Source organism: Streptomyces sp. NPDC092952, from assembly GCF_044754785.1.
Lineage (GTDB): Bacteria > Actinomycetota > Actinomycetes > Streptomycetales > Streptomycetaceae > Streptomyces.
Genome location: NZ_JBIVPT010000016.1, coordinates 60,535 through 84,420, shown reverse-complemented (window position 1 = coordinate 84,420; position 23,886 = coordinate 60,535). Strand labels below are relative to the sequence as shown.

Here is a 23,886-nt window from a genome sequence, read left to right as displayed (position 1 = left end):
GCACGATTTGGCGGGAAACAAGCATGGTTCCGCTTCCTTTTGGGTACGCGGAACCACGGCTACGGCCCTTCGGGTCGCACGCCCTGGAACGGAACACGCAGAACGCGTCCCTCCGGTTCGAACCCTATGTCAACCTCGCTGCCGAGGTACCCCCGGAAGAGTGACCTGAATGCGGCAGCCGCGCTCGGATTCGGCCACCCCGATGCGTCCGCCATGCAGGTCCACCGCCCAGCGGGCGATCGCCAGGCCGAGCCCGGTGCCGCCGTCACTGCCGGGCCCGTGCGGGGAGGGCACCACGCCCCGGTTGAACCGCTCGAAGACCCGGTGCCGTTCCGCCTCCGGGATACCCGGCCCCTCGTCCATGATCTCCAGCACCAGCGACTCCGGGGCGGGGCCGCGGCGGGCCAGCACCTGGACCCGGCCGTGCGGCGGGCTGTGCTTGACCGCGTTGTCGACCAGATTGGCCACCACCTGGTGCAGCCGCTCCGCGTCGGCGTACGCCGTCAGCTCCGGCGGCGAGACGTCGAGCGCCAGGTGCACGTCCTTGCGGGTGTGGTTCCCCGAACCGGAGGCCAGCCCCCGGTGCGCGGCGGCGAGGTTCGCCTCCTTCAGCACGCCCGACAGATAGGGCCACACCTCGAACCGCCCGGCCTTCAGCGTCACCACGCCGTTGTCCAGCCGGGACAGGTCCAGCAGCGTCTCCACCAGCCGCCCGAGCCGCTCGGTCTGCTTCAGCGCGGTGCGCATCGTCTCCGGATCGGCCGAGGACACCCCGTCCACGACGTTCTCCAGCACGGCTCTCAACGCCGCGATGGGGGTGCGCAATTCGTGCGAGACGTTGGCGACCAGCTCCTTGCGGTGCCGGTCCACCGCCTCCAGGTCGTCCGCCATACGGTTGATCGTCTGGGCCAGGTCGCCCAGCTCGTCGCGGCGCCCGGCGCCGCGCACCCGCCGGGTGTAGTCGCCGTGCGAGATCGACCGGGCCACGGTGGTCATCTCGTCCAGCGGCGCGGTCAGGCCGTGCGCCACGAACTGGGTGATCAGCAGGGTCGCGATCACCGAGAACACCGTGATGAACCGCAGCTCGGTCCTGGTGCGCACCGCCACCAGCAGCAGACCGGTGGTGATGAAGACCGAGAGCACGACGAGCGTGCTCATCTTCGCCTTGATCGAGAAGGGACGCAGGCCGGAGCCGGGCCGGGTCATGGAGCCGGCGTCTCCAGGGCGTACCCCACACCGTGCACGGTACGGATGCGCTCGGCGCCGATCTTCCGGCGCAGCGCCTTGATGTGGCTGTCGACGGTACGGGTGCCGGAGGCGTCCGCCCAGTCCCAGACCTCGGCCAGCAGCTGCTCCCGGGAGAGCACCGCGCGCGGCGTGTTGGCCAGACAGACCAGCAGGTCGAACTCGGTCGGCGTGAGGTGGACGTCGTCGGCGCGCACCCGGACCCGGCGCTGCGCGTGGTCGATCTCCAGCTCGCCCAGGCGCAGGATGCCGCTGCGCGGGGTCACGGCGGCCAGCGCGGCGCGCTCGACGCGGCGCAGCAGGACGTGGACCCGGGCCGCCAGCTCGCGCATCGAGAACGGCTTGGTCATGTAGTCGTCGGCGCCCACGCCGAGGCCGACGAGCATGTCCGTCTCGTCGTCCCGGGCGGTCAGCATCAGCACCGGCACCGGGCGCTGCGCCTGCACCCGGCGGCAGACCTCCAGGCCGTCGAAGCCCGGCAGCATGATGTCGAGCACCATCAGGTCGGGCTGCCACGCCTCGGCCGCGTCCACCGCGGCGGGCCCGTCGAGCGCGGTCTGCACGAGGAAGCCCTCGGCCCGCAGCCGGGCGGAGATGGCCTCGACGATCGTGGCGTCGTCCTCGACCACCAGCACCCGGCGCTGCGCGCCCGGGGTGGCCGCGACACCGGTCTGGGTGGTGTGTGTCTGTTCCATCGCCCCGCCCCTGCCCCGTTCTCACGGGGGCCATTCCCCCGGACGCACGGTCTTCGCTTGTGGATTTTCGTAGTGTCCCGATTACGGGTCGCCAGCGTAAAGGCAGCGACCCGCTCTCGGCTACGCAGGGTGTAACGCCCCGGCCGCGGGGAAGTGGCGTCCCGGCCGTCGCGCGATGCCCGGCCGCCGGGGTGCCGGGGGGTCGTGGAGGGCCGGTGGAAGGTCTCAGACTGTCCGGAGTGCGAGATGCACCACGTCGGGAACACCTCGGGCAACGCTGACTTCTTCGGTTCTTACGCCGACGAACCCGGCATTTCGCAGGGCCTGTTCGAAGTCGGCGGACGGCTGTGCGGACCACACTGCGAGAACGCCGCCCGGTGTCAGCCGCTCCCGGCAGGCCGCCAGCCCGGCGGGGGAGTACAGGGTGCCGTTGTCCTCGGTGACGGTCCAGTCCGGGCCGTTGTCGATGTCCAGGCACAAAGCGTCGTAACGGTCGGTAGTCGTCCGCAGATGGTCGACCAGATCCACGGTCAGAATGCCGGTCCGGGGGTCGGCGAGCGCCGCACCGGAGATCGCGGACAGCGGCCCCTCCAGGTGCCAGTCGACGATCGCCCGCTCCCGTTCGGCGACGGCGATCCGCCCCCAGCGCGGCTCGGCGGCGGCGCGGGCGAGCGAGAAGCCGACCCCGAGCCCGCCGATGAGTACGGACGGGGCCGTCCGGCCGGCGGGGAGCGCCGCCAGCGCCGCGTCGATCAGCAGCCGCTCGGACCGGCCGTCCGAGGTGTCCATCAGGAAGCACCCGTTGGCGATGATCTCGAAGTCGTCCCCCCGTCTGCGCAGGACGACCTCCCCGTACGGGCCGTCCCGGCGGTCGAGCGTGACGGGGGCGGGGACATCGGTACGGGCGAAGTCGGGCATGGCGTGGCTCTCCGGTCGTGGGGGCGGGGGTCCCCGCCATCCTGGCCTCTCGGCACGGCCCGGGGCCACCGGGTTAGCGGGACCGGCCCGGCCCGCGCACCGCGAGCAGCGCGGCCCCGGCCCCGTACGCCGCCACCGCCACCGCCCATGCCCCGGCCTCCGGACCCGGCTGCAGCGGCCACGCCCAGAGCGCCGCCGCCCGGTCCGGCCCGTCCGGCGCGGCCAGGTAGACGGCGCTCCCGTACACCGTCATCGGCAGCCAGCTGGGCCGGGCGCCGAGCAGGGCGGCGGACGCCACGGTCACCCCCGTCGAGCCGAGCACGTTGCGCACCATGGCCGGGGCGCCGAACGCCTCCGGATGCCCCGGCACCGCCGCCGCCAGCGCCCCCGCGGCCAGGGCGGTCGCCACCACCAGGTGCAGCACCAGACGCGGCCACCACCGCCGGGCGGCGGTCCGGTCCAGCTCCTCGGCGTGCGAGTGCAGCGCGGTGCCGATCGCCGCGGCGGCGAGCAGCGGGGCCAGCACGATGACCGGGGCGCGGGCGGTGTGGTCGAAGTGCGGCCGGTCCTGGAGCCAGTCCGCGGACCAGGCGGCCACGAGCACGACGCCCGCCAGGGCGGCGGCGGTGACGGGGAGCGCACGGGAACGGAGATAGAGGAGGGACAGCGCGCTCACAGGACCGGGGCCCCCTCCGGCGAGCAGCTCCGCAGGCCGGTCAGATAGCGGCCGATCCAGACCTTGCGCGCCGGGTCCGGCATGGCCTCCAGCCGGGCCAGGTACGGGCGGGCCTTCGGGTGCCAGGTGGCGTTCCCGCCGGTCAGCCAGGTGCGGACCGCGTCCTCGGTGGACGCCGCGCGGTCGGCCGCCTTCCGGTCCTTCCCACGCCGGTCGGCCGGACAGTCGGGGTTGAGCAGGGACAGGACGGTGTCGTCGGCGAACTCCCGGGGATCGTCCAGCCGGTCCCGGTGGAAACCCCAGCCGCGCGTCACGTAGCCGAGGGGTGCCTCACCCTTCGTCCTCCTCAGCCGGAACCCGCTGGCCACGTAGCGGGCGGGCGCCCCCTCGACCCCGTCCAGCCGGGCGAACACCTCGGTCAGCGCCTCGGTGGCATCGGGCAGCACCGGGGCCAGGGACGCCGGTACGCAGAGCTGCGGCGTACCCGCGTCCGGCGCCGAGCAGACCCGGCGGGAGCCGGCCGGATCGGGCCGCAGCAGCCCGTCGCCCGTCTGCACGACCACCGCCCCGGCCAGGACCGCCAGCGCCAGCGGCAGCAGGGCCAGCAGTCGGCGGCGGGCCGCGTACGCCAGCAGCACGGTCGCCGCGACGCCGCCCGTCCAGGCCAGCAACGACGGCGCGAACCACCAAACCGGCTCGGCCTCCCGCAGCGCGTACTGCTCGGCGGGGCTCAGGTACCGGGCAGGCGAACGCGTATAGTTCAGCACCCCCAGGAGCACGTAGCAGACGGCGGCGAGCACCGGGGCGGCCAGCCGCCACCGCACCAGCCGCCCGACGACGAAGCCGACCGGCGCCGCGGTCAGCAGGCAGCCGAGATCCACCACGGCGAGCACGGGGGACGGACCGCCGCCCGGCCCGGCGTACGGGGCCGTCGCCGCGAAGGCCGCGCCCAGCGCCAGCAGCTGACCCGCCGCCGCCCACAGCATCAGCGGCAGCACGGCCACCATCAGCCGGGCGAGCCGGCCGCGCACCACCGAGCGCAGCAGCTCCTCGGTGCCCCGGCGGCGCTCCCGGCCGCCCTGCCAACAGGCGATGGCGGCGAGCAGCGGGATGCCGAGCAGGGCCGTCGCCGTGTGCAGCGTTTCCTGGGTCTCGGCCCAGCCGCCCTGCCACTCGGCGGCCTTGGCCCCCATCGGGACGAGCAGGCAGACGTGGACGGCCGGGCCCGTCCACGGGGCGATCCCGCGCCGGAGCTCGGCCCGCAGCACGGTGGCGGCCGGACCGCGCGCGAAGGACGTACTCATCGGCCCGCCACCGCCGCCCGGTGCGCCCGCAGCGCGGCGGTGTAGCCGCGCTCGATCGGACTGCCGTCCTCGGGCCGCGCCCCGGCGGACCCGGCCCCGCCCAGCTCCGACAGTTCCTGTGCCGTGCCCCGGTACGCGATCCGGCCCGCCTCGATCAGCGTGACACCGGTACAGGCCGCGGCGACGTCCTCGACCAGATGGGTCGAGACGATCACGGTGCCGGTGGAGCCCAGCTCCCGCAGCAGCGCCCGGAACGCGACCCGCTGCTCCGGGTCGAGGCCGGCGGTCGGCTCGTCGAGCAGCAGCAGCTCCGGATCGTTGACGATCGCCTGGGCGATGCCGACGCGCCGCACCATCCCGCCCGACAGGGTCTTCACCCGGGCGTCGATCAGGTCCCCGAGCCCCACCCGGTCCACGGCCCGCACCACGGCCGCCGGGACCGCCGCCGCGTCCATCTCCTTCAGCCAGGCCACGTAGGAGACGAACTCGCGGACCGTGAAGCCCGGGTAGTAGCCGAACTCCTGCGGCAGATAGCCCAGCCGCCGCCGGACCGCCGCCCGGTCGCGGTGGTCCGCCCCGGGCCCGACCTCTCGGCCGAGCAGCTCCACCCGGCCGCCGGAGGGCGCGGAGACGGTGGCGAGCACCCGGATCAGCGAGGTCTTGCCGGCCCCGTTCGGCCCGAGCAGCCCGTGCACGCCGCGCGCGAAGTCGAGGTCGACGGCGTCCAGCGCGGTCGTCCGGCGGTGCCGGACGGTCAGCCCGTCGGCCACGACCGCGGGTATGTCCCCGTTTCCGTCCCTGCCCGTACCCGTGTTCACGCTGTCTCCAGATGGTCGAAGGATCTACGGCGCAGGGCCAGCAGCACGGCGCACACCAGGGCGCCCGCCGCCCAGCAGCCCTGCGCGCCGGGCCCCGTGAAGTACCGCACGGCCTCGGCCGGTGCCAGGGGCGACGCGGTGACGGCGGGCCCGACGGCGACGGCCGCCCATACCACGGCGACGGCCCCGGCACCGGCACGGCAGCCGACGTACGAGCCGAGGGCGAGCGCGGCCAGCGTCATCGCCAGACCGGGCAGCAGCCAGAGCGCCGCGCCCGGCCCCCCGGTGGACCCGGGGAGCGCCGCCCCGGCGAGGGTGAGCACCGGAACGCTCACGGCGAGGACGGCCACCGTCCTGGTCAGCAGCAGCCGCAGCCCCCCGGACGGGGTGGCGGCCGTGATCTCGTGCATCGGGTCCGAGTGCCTGCCGTACGAGAGGGCGACCCCGGCGAGCGGCAGCACCGGCGCGACGACGAGCAGCAGCGGGCGCACCGTCTCCCCGGCCCCCGCCCCGTACGCCAGCGCGAGGGCGCCGACGGTCACCAGCACCAGCGCCGACAGCCACGCACCGCGCAGCGCGGGCCCGGCGGCCCACAGCAGCCGCCCGGTGCGGACGGCCGGGCGGGGCACCCCGGCCGCGGCTCCGTCCCGTGCCGCCGCCCCCTCGGCCGCCACCGCCGCCAGCAGCCGTGCGCGCACCCCGTCGAGCACCGGCCCCGCCCCCGGCCGGACGGCCCGTACCGCCGAGGAGACCAGCACCGCGCAGTCGCCGCACGCCTCCGTGTGCTTCTCCACCGACCAGGCGTCCGTCTCCGGCAGCGGCCCGGCGGCGTACCGCCCGGCCAGCTCCTCGCTCACGTGCCAGCGGTGCGCACCGCCGCCTCCCGTCGTGGTCATGCCGTTCCTCCCAGCGGTCCGGCCTCCGGGAACGAGAGCTCCAGCGCGGCGCGCAGCTCGCGTCTGGCCCGCATCGCCCTGGTCTTGACCGTGCCCTCGGGGATGCCGAGGAGCCGGGCCGTCTCGCGGGTGCTCAGCCCGTCGACGACCGTGGCGCGCAGGACCTCGCGCAGCTCGGGCGAGATCCGGTCGAGCGCGGCGCCGACGTCCCCGTACTCCAGTCCGGCGAGCACCCGCTCCTCGGCGGAGGGCGCGGTCGCGACCAGGTCGCCGCTCCCGGCCCGTTCGGCGTGCGCGGCGAGGTCGCCGCGGGCGTGCACCCGCTGCGCGTCGACCAGCCGGCGCGAGGCGATCACCCAGAGCCAGCCGCCGACCCGGCTGCCGCGATGCGATCCGGCGGACCGCCAGACCGTCAGGAAGGTGTCCTGAAGGACCTCCCGCACGGTCTCGTCGTCCCCGCACCGCCGTTCCAGCCGGGCCAGCAGCCAGCCGGCGTGCCGGTCGTACAGCGCGGCCAGGGCCTGCGCGTCCCCCTGCGCGACGGCGCGCAGCAGGGTCTTGTCGTCCGGGTCCTCGCCCGGGGGGCGCAACAGCTTCACACCTCTTCTATCGGGCGGGGCCCGCCCGCCGGTTCACGGGCGGGGCGCCTTCTCCCCGTGCACCGCGAGGTACTCGGCCGCCAGCCAGGGGGCCAGGTCCTCGACGAGGGTGGTCAGGACCGCCGGGTCGGCGGAGGGGGCGCGTCCGGTGCGGGCGGCGAGGCGCAGCTGTGCGATCCGCTCGGGGCGGTCGGGGTAGTAGCGGGCGAACACCTCGGCCGATTCGGCCAGATCGCTGGTCCACCCCCGCCACCGGGGCATGACCAGGGTGAAACCGGTCCGGACCAGACGGCGGGCGACGCCCCGGGAGAGGGCCCGGCGCTCGGCGTCCGTGACGGCCCCGGCGGCCCGGCGCCGCCAGAGCGGCAGGGCGAGGCCCAGGTCCCCGTTGGTCTCGCGGGCGAGCAGCGGCGTCGGACGGTACGCGGGCAGCCGTGCGGCGAGATCCTCGCCCAGCAGCGGGGTGCAGAGGCAGGCGACGAAGAAGCCGAGGTCGTGGCGTTCCAGGCGGCTGGTGAGGGTGGCGGCGTCGTGGAGCAGCGCCCCGACCCCGTCGATCTGGTCGAAGGCGGCGTCCAGCTCGGCCTCCAGGGCGCGGACGGCCGCCGCGTCGGCGGCGGTGGGCGCCCCGCGCAGTGCCACCAGCAGGTCCAGGTCGCTGACCCCGGGAACGGCGGTGCCGCGCGGAATGCTGCCGTAGACGTACGCGCTGTGCAGCCGCGCGGCGCCGAACGTCCCGGCGATCCGGGTCCGGGCCGCCTCCACCACGGGGGCGAAGGGCGCGGGAACCCGGCCCGGCGAGCCCTCCCGCCTGATCGTTCCGTCCGGGTTCAGCCCCCGGTCGTCCTCATCGTCCATGCCCGTACTCTGCCCGTCGCCCCGCCGTGGCCCCAGCGGATTCACGCCGGGCCGCCCCGGCCCGGGTCACGGGGACGGGCGGAGCAGCGCCTTCGGGAGGACGAACCACAGGCCGATGAAGAGGGAGAGGGTGCCGGCCGCGATCGCGATGCCGGCGATCCGGCCGAGGACCACCGTCATCAGCAGGAGAACGGCCCCGTTGAGCGCGAGGGCGAGGAAGACCAGACCGATCTCGGCGAGCCGCGCCGACAGGGCGACGATCCGGGCCTTGACGCCCCGGTGGAACATCCCCCGGTGCAGGGCGACCGGGGTCGCCAGCACGGCCGAGGAGACCACCGTGAGCAGCAGCGTCACCACGTACGTGGCGCGCTCGAAGGTGTCGAGATCCGGGAACCGGCTGGTGAACGCCACACCGAGCAGGAACGCGAAGACGATCTGCACCCCGGTCTGCACGACCCGCAGTTCCTGGAGCAGCTCGACCAGATTGCGGTCGGCGCGCTCCGCCGGCGTCTCCCCGCCATGAGGGGACGGGGCCGCGGAACTCGGCGAGATGTGCGACATGGGCCTCATTGTTCCCCCGCGCCCCGGCCGCGCCACCGCTGCTCAGCTGGACGGAGCAGCACCCCGCGCGGCCGCGAGCAGTGCTTCGCGGAGGCGGCCCGGGCCGGGCAGCCCGGAGAGGCCGTCCTCCGTCGCGTACACCCGGCAGGCGAGAGCGGCGGGGCGCCCGGGCTCGGCGAACGGGTCGCGGCCGTCGACGAGGAAGGTCGGCGACCCGGTGAAACCTGCCCGCTCGGCCTCGGCCAGGTCGGTGACGGTACGGACGGTGAAGGCGGTGCCGCCCAGGCCGACGTCGTCGAGGGCGCGGCGCAGCCGCTCGGCCGCGGGGGCTTCGTTCGGGCAGTCCGGTACGACGAGGATCTCGATGTTCATGCCTCCAGGTTGGTGCATCGGCCGGGTCGGGTGTCCGGGGGAACGGCCACGGGCACGGCGGTACGGCCGTACGGCAATCCGCCGCCCGGGACGGGACACGGGCCGCGCGCCCCGTGGCGGTCACGTTCGCCGGTAGGGGGCACGGTGACTCCCGAGTGGCCCTCTTTCGGCCTTGAATTGACCGAATCGCAAGGAGCCGCAAGAGAATTGTCGAATCGATCGGTCATCCCCTGTTGAATAAAAAGCCGGGCCCGTCACGGGGGAGGGCGACGCTCGTAGACCCGCGGGAGAAATCGAGAACCGGCCGAAACGGGGGCGCACGATGGCCTGGAACGAATGGGAACGGATCAAGACCGAGGCCGTCCGGGAGGAGTCGCCCCCCACGCGGACGAACGGGGTCGGGGAAAGCTCCGGGGCTTCCGGGGGCGCGGCCGACCTGGTGGTGAACAGGGACGACCTGGGGGCAGTCGGACACGAGGCGTACCTGCTGCGCGGCCGGCTCTCCCGGGACGGCGACCATGCCCGCCCCGCCACGTTCGAGGCGGCGGTCGCCCTGACGAACGGCAATTTCACCAGCGGATCGCAGCTCCTGACGGTGCACGATCGATGGAACAGCCAGTTACGGACACTCCTGGACGCCTGCGCCCGGATCTCCAACCACCTCGACTACAGCAGGTCCGTGCACGCCGAGGACGACGCCGACATCGGCGGCAAGCTGCTCTCCGTGTCCAGGATCGACGAGTACTACCGGTAGGGCGGGGAGAAGCGCCGTGCTGACATTCGACGACGTCGTCAACGCGCCCGTCGGCAGGTTGAAGGAGGCCGCGGACGACTGGTCGGACATGGCGGCCAAGCTGGCGAGGCTCGCCGACGACGCCCGGCAGGGAATGAGGGCCAAGTCCGAGAAGGCGCGGTGGGAAGGCGTCAACTCCGACGTCACCAAGCCCTTCATCGCCAGGACGGCCAAGGAGGTCGAGGACGCCCGGGCCCAGGCCGAGGGCATCGCGCTGCTGCTCGCGGACGCACTCGCGTCGTTCCGGACCGCCAGGGACGCGCTCGTCGGGATCAGGGACGAGGAGGGCCCGGCCGCCGGAATCCATGTGGACGCCAAGGGCAGGGTCAGGCCCCGGTACGACCTGGAGGGCGACATCGCGGCACGCCACGATCCGGGTTACGCCGAAGCCCTGAGGAAGCAGAACGAAGCCGTGTCCTCCTGGCAGAGGAGGATCGACAGGGTCGTCGAGGACTGCTCCGACGCCGACGACTCCCTGAAACGCGCCCTCGCGGCGAACACGAAGGACGCACACGGTTTCACGGCTCCCACCTACAAGACCCTGGACGCCGAACAGGTGGACCGGGCCGCTGAGTTGATGAGGAAGGTCACCGGGGACGGCGGCACGGCGCGCAACGTGGCGGCGCTGAGGGAACTCGAAGACCTCCTGGACGACAACCGCGACGATCCCGAGTTCGCCCCGGCCTTCTACCGGAAGCTGGGGGCCGAGGGAACCCTTGAGGCGTACGCGCGGATGTCACTGGACGCGACCTCCCTCGGACCGGCCGGCCAGGACCGGGTGAACACGGTACGCAGCATTCAGGGCGACATGGGCGCCATGCTCGGCCTCGCGACCCAGGCTTCGACCCCCCACCACCTCGGCGACGCGTGGACCGCGCAGCTCCTGAGGGCGGGCCGCCAGAAGTTCGACGTACCCGGTGTCGGCTATGCGCAGGTGTACGGCTACCAGGCCCTGGGCGCCCTGCTCCGGGAAGGGAAGTACGACAAGGAATTCCTGCTGTCCGTCGGCCGGGACATGATCGCCATGGACAAGAAGGATCCGGGCGTCTGGTCCCGGAACATGCCCACGGGCCCGAAGTCGCTCATCAACCTCGACGAGACCGGCGGCAGGGGTTTCAACCCGCTGACCGGCCTGATGCAGGCCATGGGCAACAACCCCGAGGCGTCGACGGCCTTCTTCGACGAGCCCCTGCGCGAGGACACCGACAAGGACGGCATCGTGACCGCGGAGGACGGCCGCCTCAAGGGCAAGCGGGCACAGGACGTCATCGACTACCTGCTCGACAAGAAGCCCGACAGCGACGTGTACGACGCGGTCTCCTACGAGGAACCGAACCCTGGCCAGGCGGCCCTGGGCAACGCCTTGGAGGCCGCGGTCACCGGGCGGGTGCCGGGCGACGAGGACGCGCCGCCGGTGTCGCACAGCAAGACCATGAGCGGCCTGATGGAGAGGATCGTCGAGAAGGTCGGCACCGAGCCCGGACTAGTGAAGGAGGACGGGCGGCTCAACGGGCTGTCCCAGAACTTCGGCAACATGGCCGCCGAGTACATGCCCGACCTCCAGGCCACCGCGGAGAACGGCGCCCATCAGATCAAGCCGTTCGGTGAACCCGCGAAGTTCAAGAAGGACGAGATGGCCTTCTTCCTCGGCGCGGTCGGCCAGGACCCCCAGGCGTACGGCACGATCACCAACGCCCAACAGGCGTACACCACAGCACTGGTTTCCGACGTCTTCCAGAACCCCGACAAGCACGGCGACACGGGCGAGGCGGTACGGAACGCCGTCCACCCGGGAGGTGAGATCGCCGGAATGATGACCGAGGCGAGAGCGCAGGGCGTCCATGAGGCGCAGATCGCCGAGGACGAGGAGTACAACCAGGGCGTCGCGGACAACGCGAAATGGGTGAATCGCATCATCGACGCCGTCGGGGCGAAGTACGTCGAGATGCTTCCCGTGGGAGGCGACGTGGTCGGCTGGATCAAGGAAGACATCGCCGAATCCGCTGTGGAAGGCGCGGAGCATGACAGCACGGATGGAGCCCGTCGCGATTCTGCCGCGAGGTATACGGAATCCGAGAGTGCGGTCAAGATGGCCGCCCGTTCTGCGGTGGGTGCGGCAGCGCGGGGGGCCGGTCTTCCGCCCGAGCAGATTGACGAGTACCAAGGGTCGGCCTCGACTCAGTCGGTAGTGGCGCATTCGGTTGGTCGTGATTTGATTTCCAGTTCATCCGGCAAGGGGAGCTAGAAGTGCGCCGATTATTTGTCTCTGCTGGGATGCTATTGACCTCCGTGGTGCTGGCAGGTTTTCTGGTGGGCTGTTCGGCCGGGGAGGAAAAGGCTGTTCCAGAACTGCCCGATCGGATTTGTTGGGGCATGTTCGACAGCGGGGACGTGTCGCCCATCCTGCCGACGGGCGAGAGGGCTAAGGTTTTATTCAGGCCCTTCGCACTTTCCGGGCGATACAATTCGGTGACCTGTTCCGTCAGTATCGACGGAGCGACAAAATTTATGGCGTATGTCAATCTTCAAGAATTTGAAGGGGTTGATTGGAGTAATTTAGACAAGGCGAATCCGAAGCCGATCGATGTGGGTGACAAGGGTATTTTCTGGGGGAGGGGGGCTTCCGCCTACTTCGCCTGCGAATCCCCCACGAAGGGTGAATCGGATGGACGGTATCTCGACCTGACCGTTAGCTCGGACGGTGTATCCGGAAAAGGCAAACTGGAGACTGTCCTGCCGAAACTGTTGCGGCAGTTCGTTGAATTTGTCCGGAATGAGATGAAATGCGAGGAGGGTGGCGCAGGTTAACCCCATGCCCGATGCGACCCATCGTCGTCCGTGTATGAACCCCCGGCGTGAAGGTATTCATGATCGAGTCTCTGGAGATTCGATCATGGGGGTGCGGTGTGAGGGATTGGCCGACCGATCCGGCGTTCGCGATGTGCCGGGCGCTGGTGGACGGAGCGGATCCGGCCTCGTTCGCGGGAGGCGGGTTCGATGTGCGGGCGGTGGTCGCTGCCGTCCGGTCCGAGGCCCAGGGCGGGTCGCTCCTCGATGCTGTCCCGTGGGGGAACTTCCCGCACGGTGACGATGCCCGGGCGGCCGTTCGCCTGCTGTGCACCGGCGAGGGTCCCGCTCGCTGCGCGACGGACGTGCTGGGCGGCCTGTGCGCCAATGACAGCCGGGCCGCCGCCGCCCTCGCCGTTCCGTTCCTGATCCCCGTCGCCGCCGATGCCCGCCACCCTCACCGTGCCGCCGCCCTTGCCGTGCTCTCCGGTCCGGCCCGCGCCCGGCATCACGGCGTCGCCTCCCGCGACGAACTCCTCCTCCATCGCAACGATCCCCGGCGCCACGCCCCCGACGATTACGACGATTACGGTGTCGAGGTGACGGGCTACCCGGCAGGCTGGTCGGTGGCCGCCGCCCGGGCCGCGATCACCGCCCGAACCCCCGTACTCCTGCCGCTCCTCAACGACTCCGACCCCGCCATCCGCATGGACGCGGCCTATGCCCTGGCCACCGCCGCCGACCCCGACCTCGTGGTCCGGGCCGCCCTTGCCGCCGGTTTCGCCGCCGAGCATGACGCCATGGTCCGCGCCGCCCTGCTCCTCGCCGTCGCCGAGACCGCCCGGGCCCACGTACGGCCGCCGGCCGTCTCGTGGTTCCGTGAGCGGTGGCACGACGGAACGGAGGCCCCCGAAGCCCGCCTGGCCGCGGCGATCGGCTGGCTCTGCCTCACCGATGAGCCCGTCCCCGAGGACCTCCACCAAACCGTCGACACCCTCGCCACGGACCAACGCGCGCACGTCATGGACGCCCTGCCGTGGATGCGTGCAGCCGCCGGAACCGGTGAACCGGGACTCCTGCGCTGTGTTCGCCGCATGCTCCGCCCCGAGGAGCCCGAACCGTACGACGACGACCCCTGGTCCTCCTCGCTCTGAGTGACCCGCCTCGGCCCCGTCGGCGCACGGATCCGATGCCCGGCAGGTTTTTTTGTCCGGTGTCGCGTGAGGCCGCATGTGGAAGTGATCGTGGCCAGCGGGGCGAACGTTCTGTCTGCCCGATCGGCGCAGGAGTTGTGCAGATCAACCTTGCGTTTTCACGACGGGAAGCCGCTCAACACGCAGCGGCGTCGATGATGATCGCCCGAAGACGTGCTCGGCACTCGGCGACGAAGGCGGGGAAGGTGTGCCAGTAGTAGGAGATGCCGCTGACGCCCACCGCGATCGCCCATGCGCGGGCCCGGGCCCAGGTCGCATCGTCGAGGCCCAAGGTGTCCCGGTAGGCCTGTCGTGCTTGTGGCGGCAGGTCCCAGAGCGTGGAGTGCTCGGCGTCGGGAAGGCCCACCGAGAGTCCGCCGAAGTCGATGACTGCGTGGAGCTTGCCTTCCCGGACCAGAAGGTTGGTCGGCTTGAGGTCGCCGTGGAGCCACACGTGAGGTCTGGAAGGCTCGGGCAGCGTGAGCGCGGCTCGCCACATCTGTTCCAGGGAGTCGACGTCGAGCTCAGAACCCACTGTGGTTCGGCAATCATCGAGACACCGGGCGATCCACTCGCTGCATGGCCCCAAGCTGCCTCCGCGGTACCAGCTGAGGTCATCTGCGCGAGTCGCGCCCATGAGGTCGATGCTGTGGAGTTCCCTCACGACCGCCGCCAGGTCGACTCCGAAGGCGGCCCAGTCCTGGACGGTGTCCAGGCCGGCCTCGGCACCGTCAATCCAGCGGTAGACCGACCAGACGAGCGGGAATGCGTCGGTGGGCGTCCCAGCGTGGAGGGGCTCGGGAATCGGACACGCCAGGAAGGGTGCCAAGCGGGGGAGCCATTCCTGCTCTTTTCGCAGGGAACGCCCCTTCTCGGCAGTTCGCGGCAGTCGCACGAGCAGGTCATCGCCCAGCCGATACATGGTGTTGTCCGTGCCCGCGCCTGCGGGCGACAACGGCAGGTCGGCCCACTCTGGGCGCTCTGTCTTCAGTAGGGCCCGGACTAGCGTCTCGTCGACCGGGATCTCATCTCCGTGAAGCGTCACGTCGGAAATCTCACCGCAAGTGGGAACGGGAGGCCAGCGACTTTCTGGGCGAGGCAGGTTCGCCGAAACAAGGACGCGCCGAAGGTGGCAAGCGACAGGACTACCGCGGAGGAGCCGGATTCGAACTGCTTAGCAAGATCATCCTGATCCAGTGAGGTTCCACGACCATTCCCCAGGATCTGTGCCAGAGGCGAGTTTTGATCGCTGCCGAGCCTGTTGATTGGCTGGCTGACATGACTGATCTCGGACCCGTCGCCTGGCCATCTGCTCCGATCAGGACCGAGAGGCTCGTGCTCCGTGAGTCAGAGGCTCAGGACCGGGAGGCGTTCATCGAGCTGCACGCCTCGCCGGAGGTGCACACCTACCTCGGAGGCCCCCGGCCGCGTGACGAGCTTGAGCGCGAGATGCCCGAGGTGCCCGGTCGGCGGCCGGGAAGTTTCGTCGTAGAGCTCGATGGATCGATGATCGGCCAGGTCCTGCTCAGGAGAGCAACGGAGCACCGCCGCCCGGCTGCCGTCGGGAAGGTCGATCTCGGCTACCTGTTCCTGCGGCGGGCGTGGGGATTCGGGTATGCCGCCGAGGCGTGCGCGGCGGCACTGGACTGGCTCGATGGTGTCCTTCCCGGCGAGCCGGTGGTGCTCGCCACCCAGACCGCCAACGTCGGCTCGATGCGCCTCGCGGCAAAGCTGAGGTTCACCGAGGTAGAGCGGTTCCACGCCTGGGATGCCGAGCAGTGGCTCGGTATGCGGTCCCCGGTCACGCCCTCCGACTGAGTTCTTCGACAGTGCGTATCCGCAACTCGACAGCACTGCTGGGACGGTCATCAGGAGAGCTTGTAGCAGCTGTCTCCGTTCGGGAGAAGGGAGTGGGTCCGGAAGGGGGTCAGGCATGCCGGGACGCGGTGGCGAGGTGGCGGTGCGCGGTGAGTGCGTCGCCGGCGCGGTGGCGTAGAGGACCGGGAGTCGGGAGCGGTCGCGCGGGTGGCGCTTGCGGACGGCGATCTCGTGAGCCCGCCCGAGCTGGGAGGGGGCAGCGGTCTTCCCGGTGCCAGAAGCGCCGCTGATGATGAAGCCCCGGCGGGCGGAGATCTGCTGTCGATTGAGCTGGACCAGCAGCCGCGAGGTGGCGATGACCTTCCGGATGGTCGGGGTGTTCACCGGCGACAGATCGGCGTGATGGCTCGGGCGTACTTCGTCGTCGTGCGGCTGCTCCTTCCGGGAAAGGGTGGCGCGCTGGGCCGTGGTCAGTAGCGGGGGCGGGGAGGGTTCGTGCTCGACGAAGCGGGTCCACCCCTCCTTTCGTGGTCAGCGGGCTATCCGGCGGGGGCTCCTGCTCCGAACCGGATCACCTCGGCCGGTTCCGTGCCGGGGCCGGGCGGGATTGGTTCCGGGGTGGTGCGCGGTGCGGGCGGCCGCCTTCGCGGTGCGTGTGTCCGGGCCGTGCGCAGCGCGTCCAGGACGGTTTCCGTGCGATCGCTCAGAGCGAACACGCCCCTGGGAACAATGGGCGGCTCAGGAGCATTGAGTCTGCATAGCTCAACTTGACTGCCGAAGGGGAGATCATGGCTACCGATTCCACCGCGGTTACTCCGCTCGCCCTGCCCGTGCTGCCGCTCGACGACGAGGTCGTGCTGCCCGGGATGGTGGTGCCTCTGGACCTGTCCGACGCGGAGGTGCGGGGTGCCGTCGAGGCCGCGCAGGCGGCGGTCCGGGCCGATGGGGGCAAGCCCGAGGTGCTGCTCGTGCCGCGGATCGACGGTACGTACGCCGGTACCGGTGTCATCGGCACCGTCGAGCAGGTCGGGCGGCTCTCGGACGGAGACCCGGGCGCGCTGATCCGCGGCCGGGGCCGGGTGCGGATCGGGGCCGGGACCAGCGGTCCGGGCGCCGCGCTCTGGGTGGAGGGGACCCGGGTCGACCCGGTCGTCCCCGACCCGCTGCCGGGCGCCGCCGCCGAGCTGGTCAAGGAGTACAAGGCGCTCGCCACCAGCTGGCTGAAGAAGCGCGGCGCCTGGCAGGTCGTGGACCGGGTCCAGCAGATCGAGGACATCTCCGCGCTCGCCGACAACTCCGGCTACTCCCCGTTCCTCACCACCGCCCAGAAGGTCCGGCTCCTGGAGACGACCGACCCGGTCGCCCGGCTGAAGCTCGCCATCCAGTGGCTCGGCGAGCACCTCGCCGAACAGGACGTCGCCGAGTCCATCGCCAAGGACGTCCAGGAAGGGGTCGACAAGCAGCAGCGCGAGTTCCTGCTGCGCCGCCAGCTCGACGCCGTGCGCAAGGAGCTGGCCGAGCTCAACGGCGAATCCGGTTCCGCCGACGAGTCCGACGACTACCGGGCCCGCGTCGAGGCCGCCGACCTGCCCGAGCACGTACGCGAGGCAGCGCTCAAGGAGGTCGAGAAGCTGGAGCGCTCCTCCGACCAGAGCCCCGAGGGCTCCTGGATCAGGACCTGGCTCGACACCGTCCTCGAACTTCCCTGGACCGAGCGGACCGAGGACGCCTACGACATCCGGGGCGCCCAGCGGGTCCTGGACACCGAGCACGCCGGGCTCCAGGACGTGAAGGAGCGGATCACCGAGTACCTGGCCGTGCGCAAGCGGCGCTCCGACCGCGGCCTCGGGGTCGTCGGCGGGCGGCGCGGCGGCGCCGTGCTGGCGCTGGTCGGCCCGCCCGGCGTCGGCAAGACCTCGCTCGGCGAGTCCGTCGCGCACGCCATGGGCCGCAAGTTCGTCCGCGTCGCCCTCGGCGGGGTGCGGGACGAGGCGGAGATCCGCGGCCACCGGCGTACGTACGTCGGCGCCCTGCCCGGACGCATCGTGCGGGCGATCAAGGAGGCCGGTTCGATGAACCCGGTCGTCCTGCTCGACGAGATCGACAAGGTCGGCTCCGACTTCCGGGGCGACCCGGCCGCCGCCCTCCTCGAAGTCCTCGACCCGGCGCAGAACCACACCTTCCGCGACCACTACCTGGAGGTCGAGCTCGACCTCAGCGACGTCGTCTTCCTGGCCACCGCCAATGTGCTCGAAGCCATCCCGGAGGCCCTGCTCGACCGCATGGAGCTGGTCCGGCTCGACGGCTACACCGAGGACGAGAAGGTCGTCATCGCCCGCGACCACCTGCTCCCGCGCCAGCTGGAGCGGGCCGGACTGGCGGCGGACGAGGTCGTGCTCGACGAGTCCGCGCTGCGCAGGCTGGCCGGCGAGTACACGAGGGAGGCCGGGGTCCGGAACCTGGAACGGGCCGTCGCCCGGCTGCTCCGCAAGGTCGCGGCCCAGCACGAACTGGGCGACCGGGAGCTGCCGGCCACCGTCACCGACGCGGACCTGCGGGGCCTGATCGGGCGCCCGCACCACGTCCCGGAGTCGGCCCAGGACCCGGCCGAGCGCCGGACCTCGGTGCCGGGGGTGGCGACCGGGCTCGCGGTGACCGGGGCCGGCGGCGACGTGCTCTTCGTGGAGGCCTCGCTGGCCGACCCGGAGACCGGGGCCTCCGGACTGACCCTCACCGGTCAGCTCGGCGACGTCATGAAGGAGTCCGCGCAGATCGCGCTGAGCTTCCTGCGCTCGCACGGGGCGGAGCTGGAGCTGCCGGTCGCGGACCTGAAGGACCGGGGCGTGCACATCCACTTCCCGGCGGGCGCGGTCCCCAAGGACGGCCCGAGCGCCGGCATCACCATGACGACCGCGCTGGCCTCGCTGCTCTCCGGGCGGCTGGTCCGTACGGACGTGGCGATGACCGGTGAGGTCTCGCTGACCGGGCGGGTGCTGCCGATCGGCGGCCTCAAGCAGAAGCTGCTCGCCGCCCACCGGGCCGGGATCACCACCGTGGTCATCCCGAAGCGGAACGAGGCCGACCTGGACGACGTCCCCGCCGAGGTGCTGGACACCCTGGAGGTCCACCCGGTGACCGACGTCCGCCAGGTCCTGGAGATCGCCCTGGCCCCGGCCGAGGCCCCGGCGCGGGAGGAGATCCCGGTCGCGGCGTGAGCGGCACGGCGTGACGGACGTGGCGCCGCGCGCGTGACCGGTACGGACGGCCCGCCTCCCGGGAACCCCGGGGGAGCGGGCCGTACCGCGTGCCCGTTCGCGGGGCGCCCCGGGGTCACACCTCCAGCCAGCCCCGCAGCGTCGCCTGTGCCCCCGCCTGGAACCGGGTCTGGGCACCCAGCGAGTCCAGCAGCACGCTGATCCGGCGCCGGGCCGTGTGCACATGGACGCCCAGCCGGCGCGCTATCGCCTCGTCCTTCAGCCCGGCCGCGAGCAGCCCCAGCAGCTCCTTCTGCGGTTCGGGCAGCGCCCCGCCGGAACCGCCCAGCGGCGTCGCCCGCTCCCACACCGTCTCGAACAGCGGCACCAGCGCGTTGCGCAGCAGCGCGTCGCCGACCACCAGCGCCAGGGCCGTCGGGTCCGAGGCGTCGCTCGGCGGCAGCAGCGTGACCCGCCCGTCCACGGTGATCAGCTTCGTCGGTACGCCCTCGGCGACCCGGGCCCGCAGCCCCCGCTCGACCAGTCCGGTCAGCGAACGCATCCGGCCCGGATAGCCGACGCCCTCCCGGTCCAGCACCGTGCGCACCGTCACGCCCCGCTCCAGCAGCGCCCCGATGTCCAGTCCGGGCGTACGCGAACTGCCCTTCCCCGGCTGGCCCTTCACATACGGCGGCCGGTCCAGGATCGCCACCTCGCGCTCGGCCGAGGCCAGCAGGTACTCGGCGCGCTCGCCGATGGCCCGCGGGCCGACGACGACCTCGATGCCGCCCTCGTGCGCGGTGGGGGAGCCGGACATCAGCCGGCCCGCCAGCCGGTCCGCGTTCATCCGCAACTGCTCCAACTCGGCCGAGCGCTGGTGCAGTTCGGCCTGGCGGCGGTGGATGAGGGCGCGGATCGCGCCGCCCGGGGCCGCCGCCCGGGGCAGGGCGTCCGGCCCGCCGGGCAGGACGAAGCCGTGCTCGGTCAGCCGGTCGAGCGCCGCGGTCAGCCGCTCCGGCGCCAGGTCCAGCAGGGCCGCGAGCTCCCGCGCGCCCTCGGCCCGCCCCGAGAGCAGCGCCTCGTACACGCGCTGCTCGGTCTCTCCGAGACCGAGGTCCGTCAGCTCCCCCTGGATCATTCCTGGATTCTCACTCCGCTTTCACAGGGCACACAAGTGGGCGTGTCCACTTGTCAACACACCTGTCACATTGATCCGTTGGCGCCCCGCCGCTTGCATGGGCATGACCACCTGAAGGGGTTTCCAAGCACGTGGGAGGGGTCGCATTGAGTACGTCGCGTACGTCCGGAAGAGGTGCACGCGGGGCCGCGGGAGCGGGTACGGGCCGCGCGCCGAGGGGGAACGGCATGCCGAGGGGCGCCGCCCTGGCCGCCCTGCTCGGCAGCGCCGCGCTCGTCCTGGGCGCGCTCCCGGCCCAGGCGGCCGCCCCCGCCTCCGCCCCGCCCGGCGCCGAGGTCGTCCCTGGGGACGGCACCGCCACCCCCGCGCTCGTCGAGGCCATCGCCGAGCCGGCCGACGCCACGGCGAAGCCCGCCGACGCGGCCCGCCGCCACCTCGCCGACCGCGAGGCCCGCTACCGGATCGCCGACCCGGGACGGGACCTGGCCCCCGTCGAGACCCGCACCGGGGGCGGTGCGGAGACGGTCCGCTTCCAGCAGAAGCACCACGGCGTCCCGGTCCTCGGCGGCCAGTACGTCGTACGGATGGAGAAGAAGGCCGGGAAGCGCGTCGTCACCGGCACCTCCGGCAAGTACTTCACCGGACTCACCGCCTCCACCGAGGCGGGCATCGACGCCCCGCTCGCCGTCCGGCGCGCCGTCGCCGTCACCGCGTCCCGGCTCCGGGGCGCCACCCTGACCAAGGCCGACGCGGTCCGCACCCGGGGCAAGAAGTCCGCCCGCGCCGCCGCGCTCACCGGCACCGACCACGGGCTCGTGGTCATCCCCCGGGGCACCGGCGTCCTCGCCCGCCACGTCACCGTACGCGGCGCCGATCCGGCCACCGGCGAACCGGTGCTCCAGGAGGTCTACGTCGACGCGGCGGCGGGCTTCCCGGTCCTCCAGTACAGCGGCATCAAGACCCTCACCGCGCAGGGCACCACCCCGGCGGGCACCCCCGCGAAGGCCGCCGCCGCGGGCACGGCACCGGCCGCCGCACCGGCCGACGACTTCCCCGGCGTCAAGGGCACCGGCCTGCGCGTCGACGGCTCCCAGGTCCCGCTCGACCTCTACTACGACCGGTCCGCCGACCGGTACCTCATGACGGACTACGCCCACCAGTGGGACAGCGGCAAGGGCATGATCTCCACCTGGGACGCCCGGGACGTCGACGTCACCGCCGCCTCCGGGCGCTGGCCCGACGGGATCAGCGTGTTCTCCCACCCCACCAGCGACTTCGGCAAGGCGGCCGCCCAGTCCGGCGCCGCCGACGCGCACTGGGCGGCCGGCCAGGTCTACGACTACTACAAGCAGAAGCACGGCCGCAGCAGCCTCGACGGCCGCGGCATGAACATCGACTCGCTGGTCGGTGTCACGCTCTACGGACAGCCGTACGTCAACGCCTTCTGGGACGGCCGGAAGATGGTCTACGGCAGCGGCGACAGCGAGTACAAGCCGCTCTCCGCCGACCTCGACGTGGTCGGCCACGAGATGACCCACGGCGTCGTCGAGTCCACCGCGAACCTGGTCTACGCGGGCCAGTCCGGCGCGCTGAACGAGGCGGTCGCCGACTACTTCGGCAACGCCATCGACGTCGACGCCTCGGGCACCTCCATGGACGACCCGGACGCCGGGCTGATCGGCGAGGACCTGTGCCGCACCGCGGCGCCCCGCGACTGCGCCCTGCGCGACCTCAACGACGGCGCCACCACCTCGAAGAACTTCCTCGGCGTGGCCTTCTCCACCGACAACGGCGGGGTGCACCTCAACTCGACGATCTACTCCGGCGCCCTCTGGGACATCCGCGAGGACCTCGGCGCCGACCTCGCCGACAAGATCGCCTACCGGGCGCTGGAGGCGTACCTGACCCCGCTCGACGGCTTCACCGAGGGCCGCAACGCCACCATCGCCGCCGCCCGCGAGCTGGGCGTCACGGCCAAGCAGCTGAAGGTCGTCAAGCGGGCGTTCGACGCCCACGGCATCGTCCCGGGCTGGGAGAAGGCGCTCGGCGCCGACTCCGACAAGCTCCTCGGCAAGCTCAACACCTCCGGCACCGGCACCGGCGCGGGCGGTGGCTGGTGGGCCGCCTCCACGTCGAACGACGACGGTTCGGAGCCGTACTCCGTCCGCGCCGGACGCACCGACGGCAAGGGCGCGCCGAAGGTGATCAGCCCCAACGACGGCCGCTACCACGTCTACCCGGCGACCGACGGGAAGACCGTGGTCTGGGCGGCGTTCGGCTCCACGAGCGTGGACATCCTGAGCCGCCCGGTCGCGGGCGGCCCGATCAGGACGGTCTGGTCCTCGTACACCGGTGTCGAGGGGCTGCGGGTCGACGGCGACCTGGTGGTCTTCACCGAGTACGACCCGTTCGGCAGCCAGCACGTCGGCTACGTGAACACCCGGACCGGCAAGCAGGAGTACGTGGACGGCGGCCGCTACCACCTCTCCACCGCCGTGGGCTCCGTCAAGGGCACCACCATCGCCTACGGGAAGCTCTACCCGGGCGAGACGGAGTACGAGCTGGGCGTCGAGGTCTTCGACACCACCACCGGGAAGACCAGGCTGCTCCCGCAGAGCGGCAACCCGCAGGCGCTCGGCCAGACCGCCGTCACCAAGGACTCCGTGGTGTGGCTGGTCGACGAGAACGCCGAGGACGGCGGCCGGATGGCGGTCCGCCGGACGAACCGGGACGGCACCGGGCTCAAGGACATCAGCCCGGAGTCCGGTGACGGCGCGCTCTTCGCGTACGGCCTGACGGCGTCCGACGAGGCGGTCACCGTCACCGCGCAGGCCCCGGACACCGTCTACCGCAACGAGACGCTGCCCAAGCTGTGGCAGCTCCCCCTGGACGGCTCGCGCGTCCAGCGGGTCTCCTGCAACCGCGGCGAGCAGTCGTACGCGGCGGCCGACGGCGGGAAGCGGGTGGTCTGGATCGACGGCACCACCGGCTCGACCGACCTGGTGACCCGCGAGCGCCCGGCCGGGAACTGCGGCTGACCTCCCCCGACGACGCGACCCCCGGCGCACCGGCGCCGGGGGTCGCGTCGCTGTGGGACCGGGACGGTCAGGGGCGGTAGATGGTGCCCGGGACCGGCTCGGCGGGGGCCATCAGCTGCGGCACCGTCACGAAGGTGTAGCCCTGCTTCTGCAGCGCGTCGATGATGCCCGGCACCGCGGGGACCGTGCCCTTGTAGATGTCGTGCAGCAGGATGACACCGTCCCGGCTCGCCTGGTCGAGTATCCGCTTCTTGATCAGCGCGGAGTCGGTCGTGGAGTAGTCCTTGGCGGTGGCGCTCCACAGGATCTGGGAGAGGCCCAGGTCCTTGCTGACGCCCGAGACGATGTCGTCGGTGCGGCCCTGCGGCGGGCGCATCAGCCGGGGCTGCTTGCCGGTTATCTCCGTGATCGCGTCCTGCGTCTTCTTCAGCTCGGCGCGTATGTCGGCCGGGTCGCGGTCCGTGAGGATCTTGTGGGTCCAGGTGTGGTTGGCCACCTCGTGGCCCTCGGCGGCGATCCGGCGCACCGTGTCGGGGTGCTTCTTCACATGGTTCTTGCCCAGCAGGAAGAAGGTCGCGTGCACCTTCTTCTCCTTGAGTATGTCCAGCAGACGCGGGGTGTCCTCGCCCGGTCCGGCGTCGAAGGTCAGCGCTATGCACTTGGCCTTGCGGCAGTCCACCGGGCCGAAGGTGCCCTTCGCGTCGGAGCCCGCGTCGGCGCGCGCCGTGGCCGGAGCCGTGGTCTGCATCGCACAGCCGCCCAGGGTCAGCGTGAGCGCCGTCACCAGGGCCGCGGTCAACCCCTTACCGATCGGCTTCGTCTTCTTGGGCAAGGCGGTCACTCCTCCGTGGCTGAACAGTTGCGCGCGGCGCGGTGTGCCGGGTGCGCCGGAGGAGGACTATACACAGCGTGTATACGTCAACGGATGGTGGGGTGCCTCACCGCTTCGGATGGTGAAATCCCTGCTCGGGGAACGTGCGGGA

At 72.1% G+C, this 23,886-nt stretch carries 21 protein-coding genes; 7 read left to right on the top strand and 14 right to left on the bottom strand.

Annotated elements, in window-relative coordinates; genetic code table 11:
• Positions 1-129 precede the first annotated feature (129 nt).
• From ACIQGQ_RS29280 to ACIQGQ_RS29230, 11 genes are all read right to left on the bottom strand, one after another.
• Positions 130-1,206 (bottom strand): ATP-binding protein, encoded by a 1,077-nt coding sequence (locus ACIQGQ_RS29280; protein ID WP_366293219.1) that lies wholly within the window; start codon positions 1,204-1,206, stop codon positions 130-132.
• Positions 1,203-1,940 (bottom strand): response regulator transcription factor, encoded by a 738-nt coding sequence (locus ACIQGQ_RS29275; RefSeq protein WP_352277106.1) that lies wholly within the window; start codon positions 1,938-1,940, stop codon positions 1,203-1,205. The genes ACIQGQ_RS29280 and ACIQGQ_RS29275 overlap by 4 nt, the downstream gene beginning before the upstream one ends.
• 225 nt (positions 1,941-2,165) lie before the next feature.
• On the bottom strand, positions 2,166-2,858 hold the full coding sequence (locus tag ACIQGQ_RS29270; RefSeq protein ID WP_402401109.1) for a spermidine synthase: 693 nt from the start codon (positions 2,856-2,858) through the stop codon (positions 2,166-2,168).
• A 73-nt stretch (positions 2,859-2,931) separates the two neighbouring features.
• Positions 2,932-3,534, bottom strand: coding sequence for a hypothetical protein (locus ACIQGQ_RS29265; protein WP_402401106.1), 603 nt, complete (start codon positions 3,532-3,534; stop codon positions 2,932-2,934).
• Positions 3,531-4,838, bottom strand: a complete 1,308-nt coding sequence (locus ACIQGQ_RS29260; protein WP_402401103.1) for a hypothetical protein — start codon at positions 4,836-4,838, stop codon at positions 3,531-3,533. The genes ACIQGQ_RS29265 and ACIQGQ_RS29260 overlap by 4 nt, the downstream gene beginning before the upstream one ends.
• Entirely contained in the window at positions 4,835-5,656 is an 822-nt protein-coding gene (locus ACIQGQ_RS29255) for an ATP-binding cassette domain-containing protein (protein WP_402401101.1), read from the bottom strand. Before ACIQGQ_RS29255 ends, ACIQGQ_RS29260 begins: the two co-directional genes overlap by 4 nt.
• Positions 5,653-6,552 carry a zf-HC2 domain-containing protein gene (locus tag ACIQGQ_RS29250; protein ID WP_402401098.1) on the bottom strand — a complete coding sequence of 300 codons (900 nt, stop codon included), beginning with the start codon at positions 6,550-6,552 and terminating at the stop codon, positions 5,653-5,655. The genes ACIQGQ_RS29255 and ACIQGQ_RS29250 overlap by 4 nt, the downstream gene beginning before the upstream one ends.
• A complete protein-coding gene (locus ACIQGQ_RS29245) occupies positions 6,549-7,151 on the bottom strand; it encodes an RNA polymerase sigma factor (protein WP_402401095.1) in 603 nt (200 codons plus the stop codon). The genes ACIQGQ_RS29250 and ACIQGQ_RS29245 overlap by 4 nt, the downstream gene beginning before the upstream one ends.
• A gap of 33 nt (positions 7,152-7,184) precedes the next feature.
• A complete protein-coding gene (locus ACIQGQ_RS29240) occupies positions 7,185-8,009 on the bottom strand; it encodes a nucleotidyltransferase domain-containing protein (protein ID WP_402401092.1) in 825 nt (274 codons plus the stop codon).
• Between the two features lie 66 nt (positions 8,010-8,075).
• Entirely contained in the window at positions 8,076-8,570 is a 495-nt protein-coding gene (locus ACIQGQ_RS29235) for a DUF6328 family protein (RefSeq protein ID WP_402401089.1), read from the bottom strand.
• A 42-nt stretch (positions 8,571-8,612) separates the two neighbouring features.
• Complete coding sequence (locus ACIQGQ_RS29230) at positions 8,613-8,942, bottom strand: hypothetical protein (RefSeq protein ID WP_402401087.1); 330 nt, start codon at positions 8,940-8,942, stop codon at positions 8,613-8,615.
• 322 nt (positions 8,943-9,264) lie between these two features.
• On the opposite strand from ACIQGQ_RS29230, the gene ACIQGQ_RS29225 reads away from it, so the two are divergent.
• From ACIQGQ_RS29225 to ACIQGQ_RS29210, 4 genes are all read left to right on the top strand, one after another.
• The gene (locus ACIQGQ_RS29225) at positions 9,265-9,696 is read left to right on the top strand and encodes a hypothetical protein (protein WP_402401084.1); all 432 of its coding nucleotides are present in this window, start codon (positions 9,265-9,267) and stop codon (positions 9,694-9,696) included.
• Between the two features lie 16 nt (positions 9,697-9,712).
• Positions 9,713-11,980: a DUF6571 family protein gene (locus ACIQGQ_RS29220; protein ID WP_402401081.1), complete on the top strand. Its 2,268-nt coding sequence runs from the start codon at positions 9,713-9,715 to the stop codon at positions 11,978-11,980.
• A 44-nt stretch (positions 11,981-12,024) separates the two neighbouring features.
• Positions 12,025-12,543 carry a hypothetical protein gene (locus tag ACIQGQ_RS29215; protein ID WP_402401079.1) on the top strand — a complete coding sequence of 173 codons (519 nt, stop codon included), beginning with the start codon at positions 12,025-12,027 and terminating at the stop codon, positions 12,541-12,543.
• A 98-nt stretch (positions 12,544-12,641) separates the two neighbouring features.
• Positions 12,642-13,676, top strand: coding sequence for a hypothetical protein (locus ACIQGQ_RS29210; RefSeq protein ID WP_402401076.1), 1,035 nt, complete (start codon positions 12,642-12,644; stop codon positions 13,674-13,676).
• 175 nt (positions 13,677-13,851) lie between these two features.
• Here the strand turns inward: ACIQGQ_RS29210 and ACIQGQ_RS29205 are convergent, their stop codons facing one another.
• Positions 13,852-14,760: an aminoglycoside phosphotransferase family protein gene (locus ACIQGQ_RS29205; protein WP_402401073.1), complete on the bottom strand. Its 909-nt coding sequence runs from the start codon at positions 14,758-14,760 to the stop codon at positions 13,852-13,854.
• Positions 14,761-14,993: 233 nt separating this feature from the next.
• Here ACIQGQ_RS29205 and ACIQGQ_RS29200 point away from each other — a divergent pair, with 233 nt between their 5' ends.
• A complete protein-coding gene (locus ACIQGQ_RS29200) occupies positions 14,994-15,533 on the top strand; it encodes a GNAT family N-acetyltransferase (protein WP_402401070.1) in 540 nt (179 codons plus the stop codon).
• A gap of 788 nt (positions 15,534-16,321) precedes the next feature.
• Positions 16,322-18,748 (top strand): endopeptidase La, encoded by a 2,427-nt coding sequence (lon, locus tag ACIQGQ_RS29195; RefSeq protein WP_402401067.1) that lies wholly within the window; start codon positions 16,322-16,324, stop codon positions 18,746-18,748.
• 115 nt (positions 18,749-18,863) lie between these two features.
• Here the strand turns inward: lon and ACIQGQ_RS29190 are convergent, their stop codons facing one another.
• Complete coding sequence (locus ACIQGQ_RS29190) at positions 18,864-19,865, bottom strand: TrmB family transcriptional regulator (RefSeq protein WP_402401064.1); 1,002 nt, start codon at positions 19,863-19,865, stop codon at positions 18,864-18,866.
• A gap of 227 nt (positions 19,866-20,092) precedes the next feature.
• Between ACIQGQ_RS29190 and ACIQGQ_RS29185 the strand changes: the two genes are divergently transcribed.
• The gene (locus ACIQGQ_RS29185) at positions 20,093-22,903 is read left to right on the top strand and encodes a M4 family metallopeptidase (protein WP_402401060.1); all 2,811 of its coding nucleotides are present in this window, start codon (positions 20,093-20,095) and stop codon (positions 22,901-22,903) included.
• A gap of 67 nt (positions 22,904-22,970) precedes the next feature.
• On the opposite strand, the gene ACIQGQ_RS29180 is transcribed toward ACIQGQ_RS29185, so the two are convergent.
• Entirely contained in the window at positions 22,971-23,651 is a 681-nt protein-coding gene (locus tag ACIQGQ_RS29180) for a polysaccharide deacetylase family protein (protein WP_402401278.1), read from the bottom strand.
• Between the last annotated feature and the right edge of the window lie 235 nt (positions 23,652-23,886).

Coding starts and splice junctions, on each gene's coding strand:
- ACIQGQ_RS29270 (WP_402401109.1), bottom strand. CDS start 2,858: ATGCCCGACTTCGCCCGTACCGATGTCCCCGCCCCCGTCACGCTCGAC.
- ACIQGQ_RS29280 (WP_366293219.1), bottom strand. CDS start 1,206: ATGACCCGGCCCGGCTCCGGCCTGCGTCCCTTCTCGATCAAGGCGAAG.
- ACIQGQ_RS29235 (WP_402401089.1), bottom strand. CDS start 8,570: ATGTCGCACATCTCGCCGAGTTCCGCGGCCCCGTCCCCTCATGGCGGG.
- ACIQGQ_RS29200 (WP_402401070.1), top strand. CDS start 14,994: ATGACTGATCTCGGACCCGTCGCCTGGCCATCTGCTCCGATCAGGACC.
- ACIQGQ_RS29230 (WP_402401087.1), bottom strand. CDS start 8,942: ATGAACATCGAGATCCTCGTCGTACCGGACTGCCCGAACGAAGCCCCC.
- ACIQGQ_RS29190 (WP_402401064.1), bottom strand. CDS start 19,865: ATGATCCAGGGGGAGCTGACGGACCTCGGTCTCGGAGAGACCGAGCAG.
- ACIQGQ_RS29250 (WP_402401098.1), bottom strand. CDS start 6,552: ATGACCACGACGGGAGGCGGCGGTGCGCACCGCTGGCACGTGAGCGAG.
- ACIQGQ_RS29185 (WP_402401060.1), top strand. CDS start 20,093: ATGCCGAGGGGCGCCGCCCTGGCCGCCCTGCTCGGCAGCGCCGCGCTC.
- ACIQGQ_RS29180 (WP_402401278.1), bottom strand. CDS start 23,651: ATGCAGACCACGGCTCCGGCCACGGCGCGCGCCGACGCGGGCTCCGAC.
- ACIQGQ_RS29260 (WP_402401103.1), bottom strand. CDS start 4,838: ATGAGTACGTCCTTCGCGCGCGGTCCGGCCGCCACCGTGCTGCGGGCC.
- lon (WP_402401067.1), top strand. CDS start 16,322: ATGGCTACCGATTCCACCGCGGTTACTCCGCTCGCCCTGCCCGTGCTG.
- ACIQGQ_RS29240 (WP_402401092.1), bottom strand. CDS start 8,009: ATGGACGATGAGGACGACCGGGGGCTGAACCCGGACGGAACGATCAGG.
- ACIQGQ_RS29225 (WP_402401084.1), top strand. CDS start 9,265: ATGGCCTGGAACGAATGGGAACGGATCAAGACCGAGGCCGTCCGGGAG.
- ACIQGQ_RS29275 (WP_352277106.1), bottom strand. CDS start 1,940: ATGGAACAGACACACACCACCCAGACCGGTGTCGCGGCCACCCCGGGC.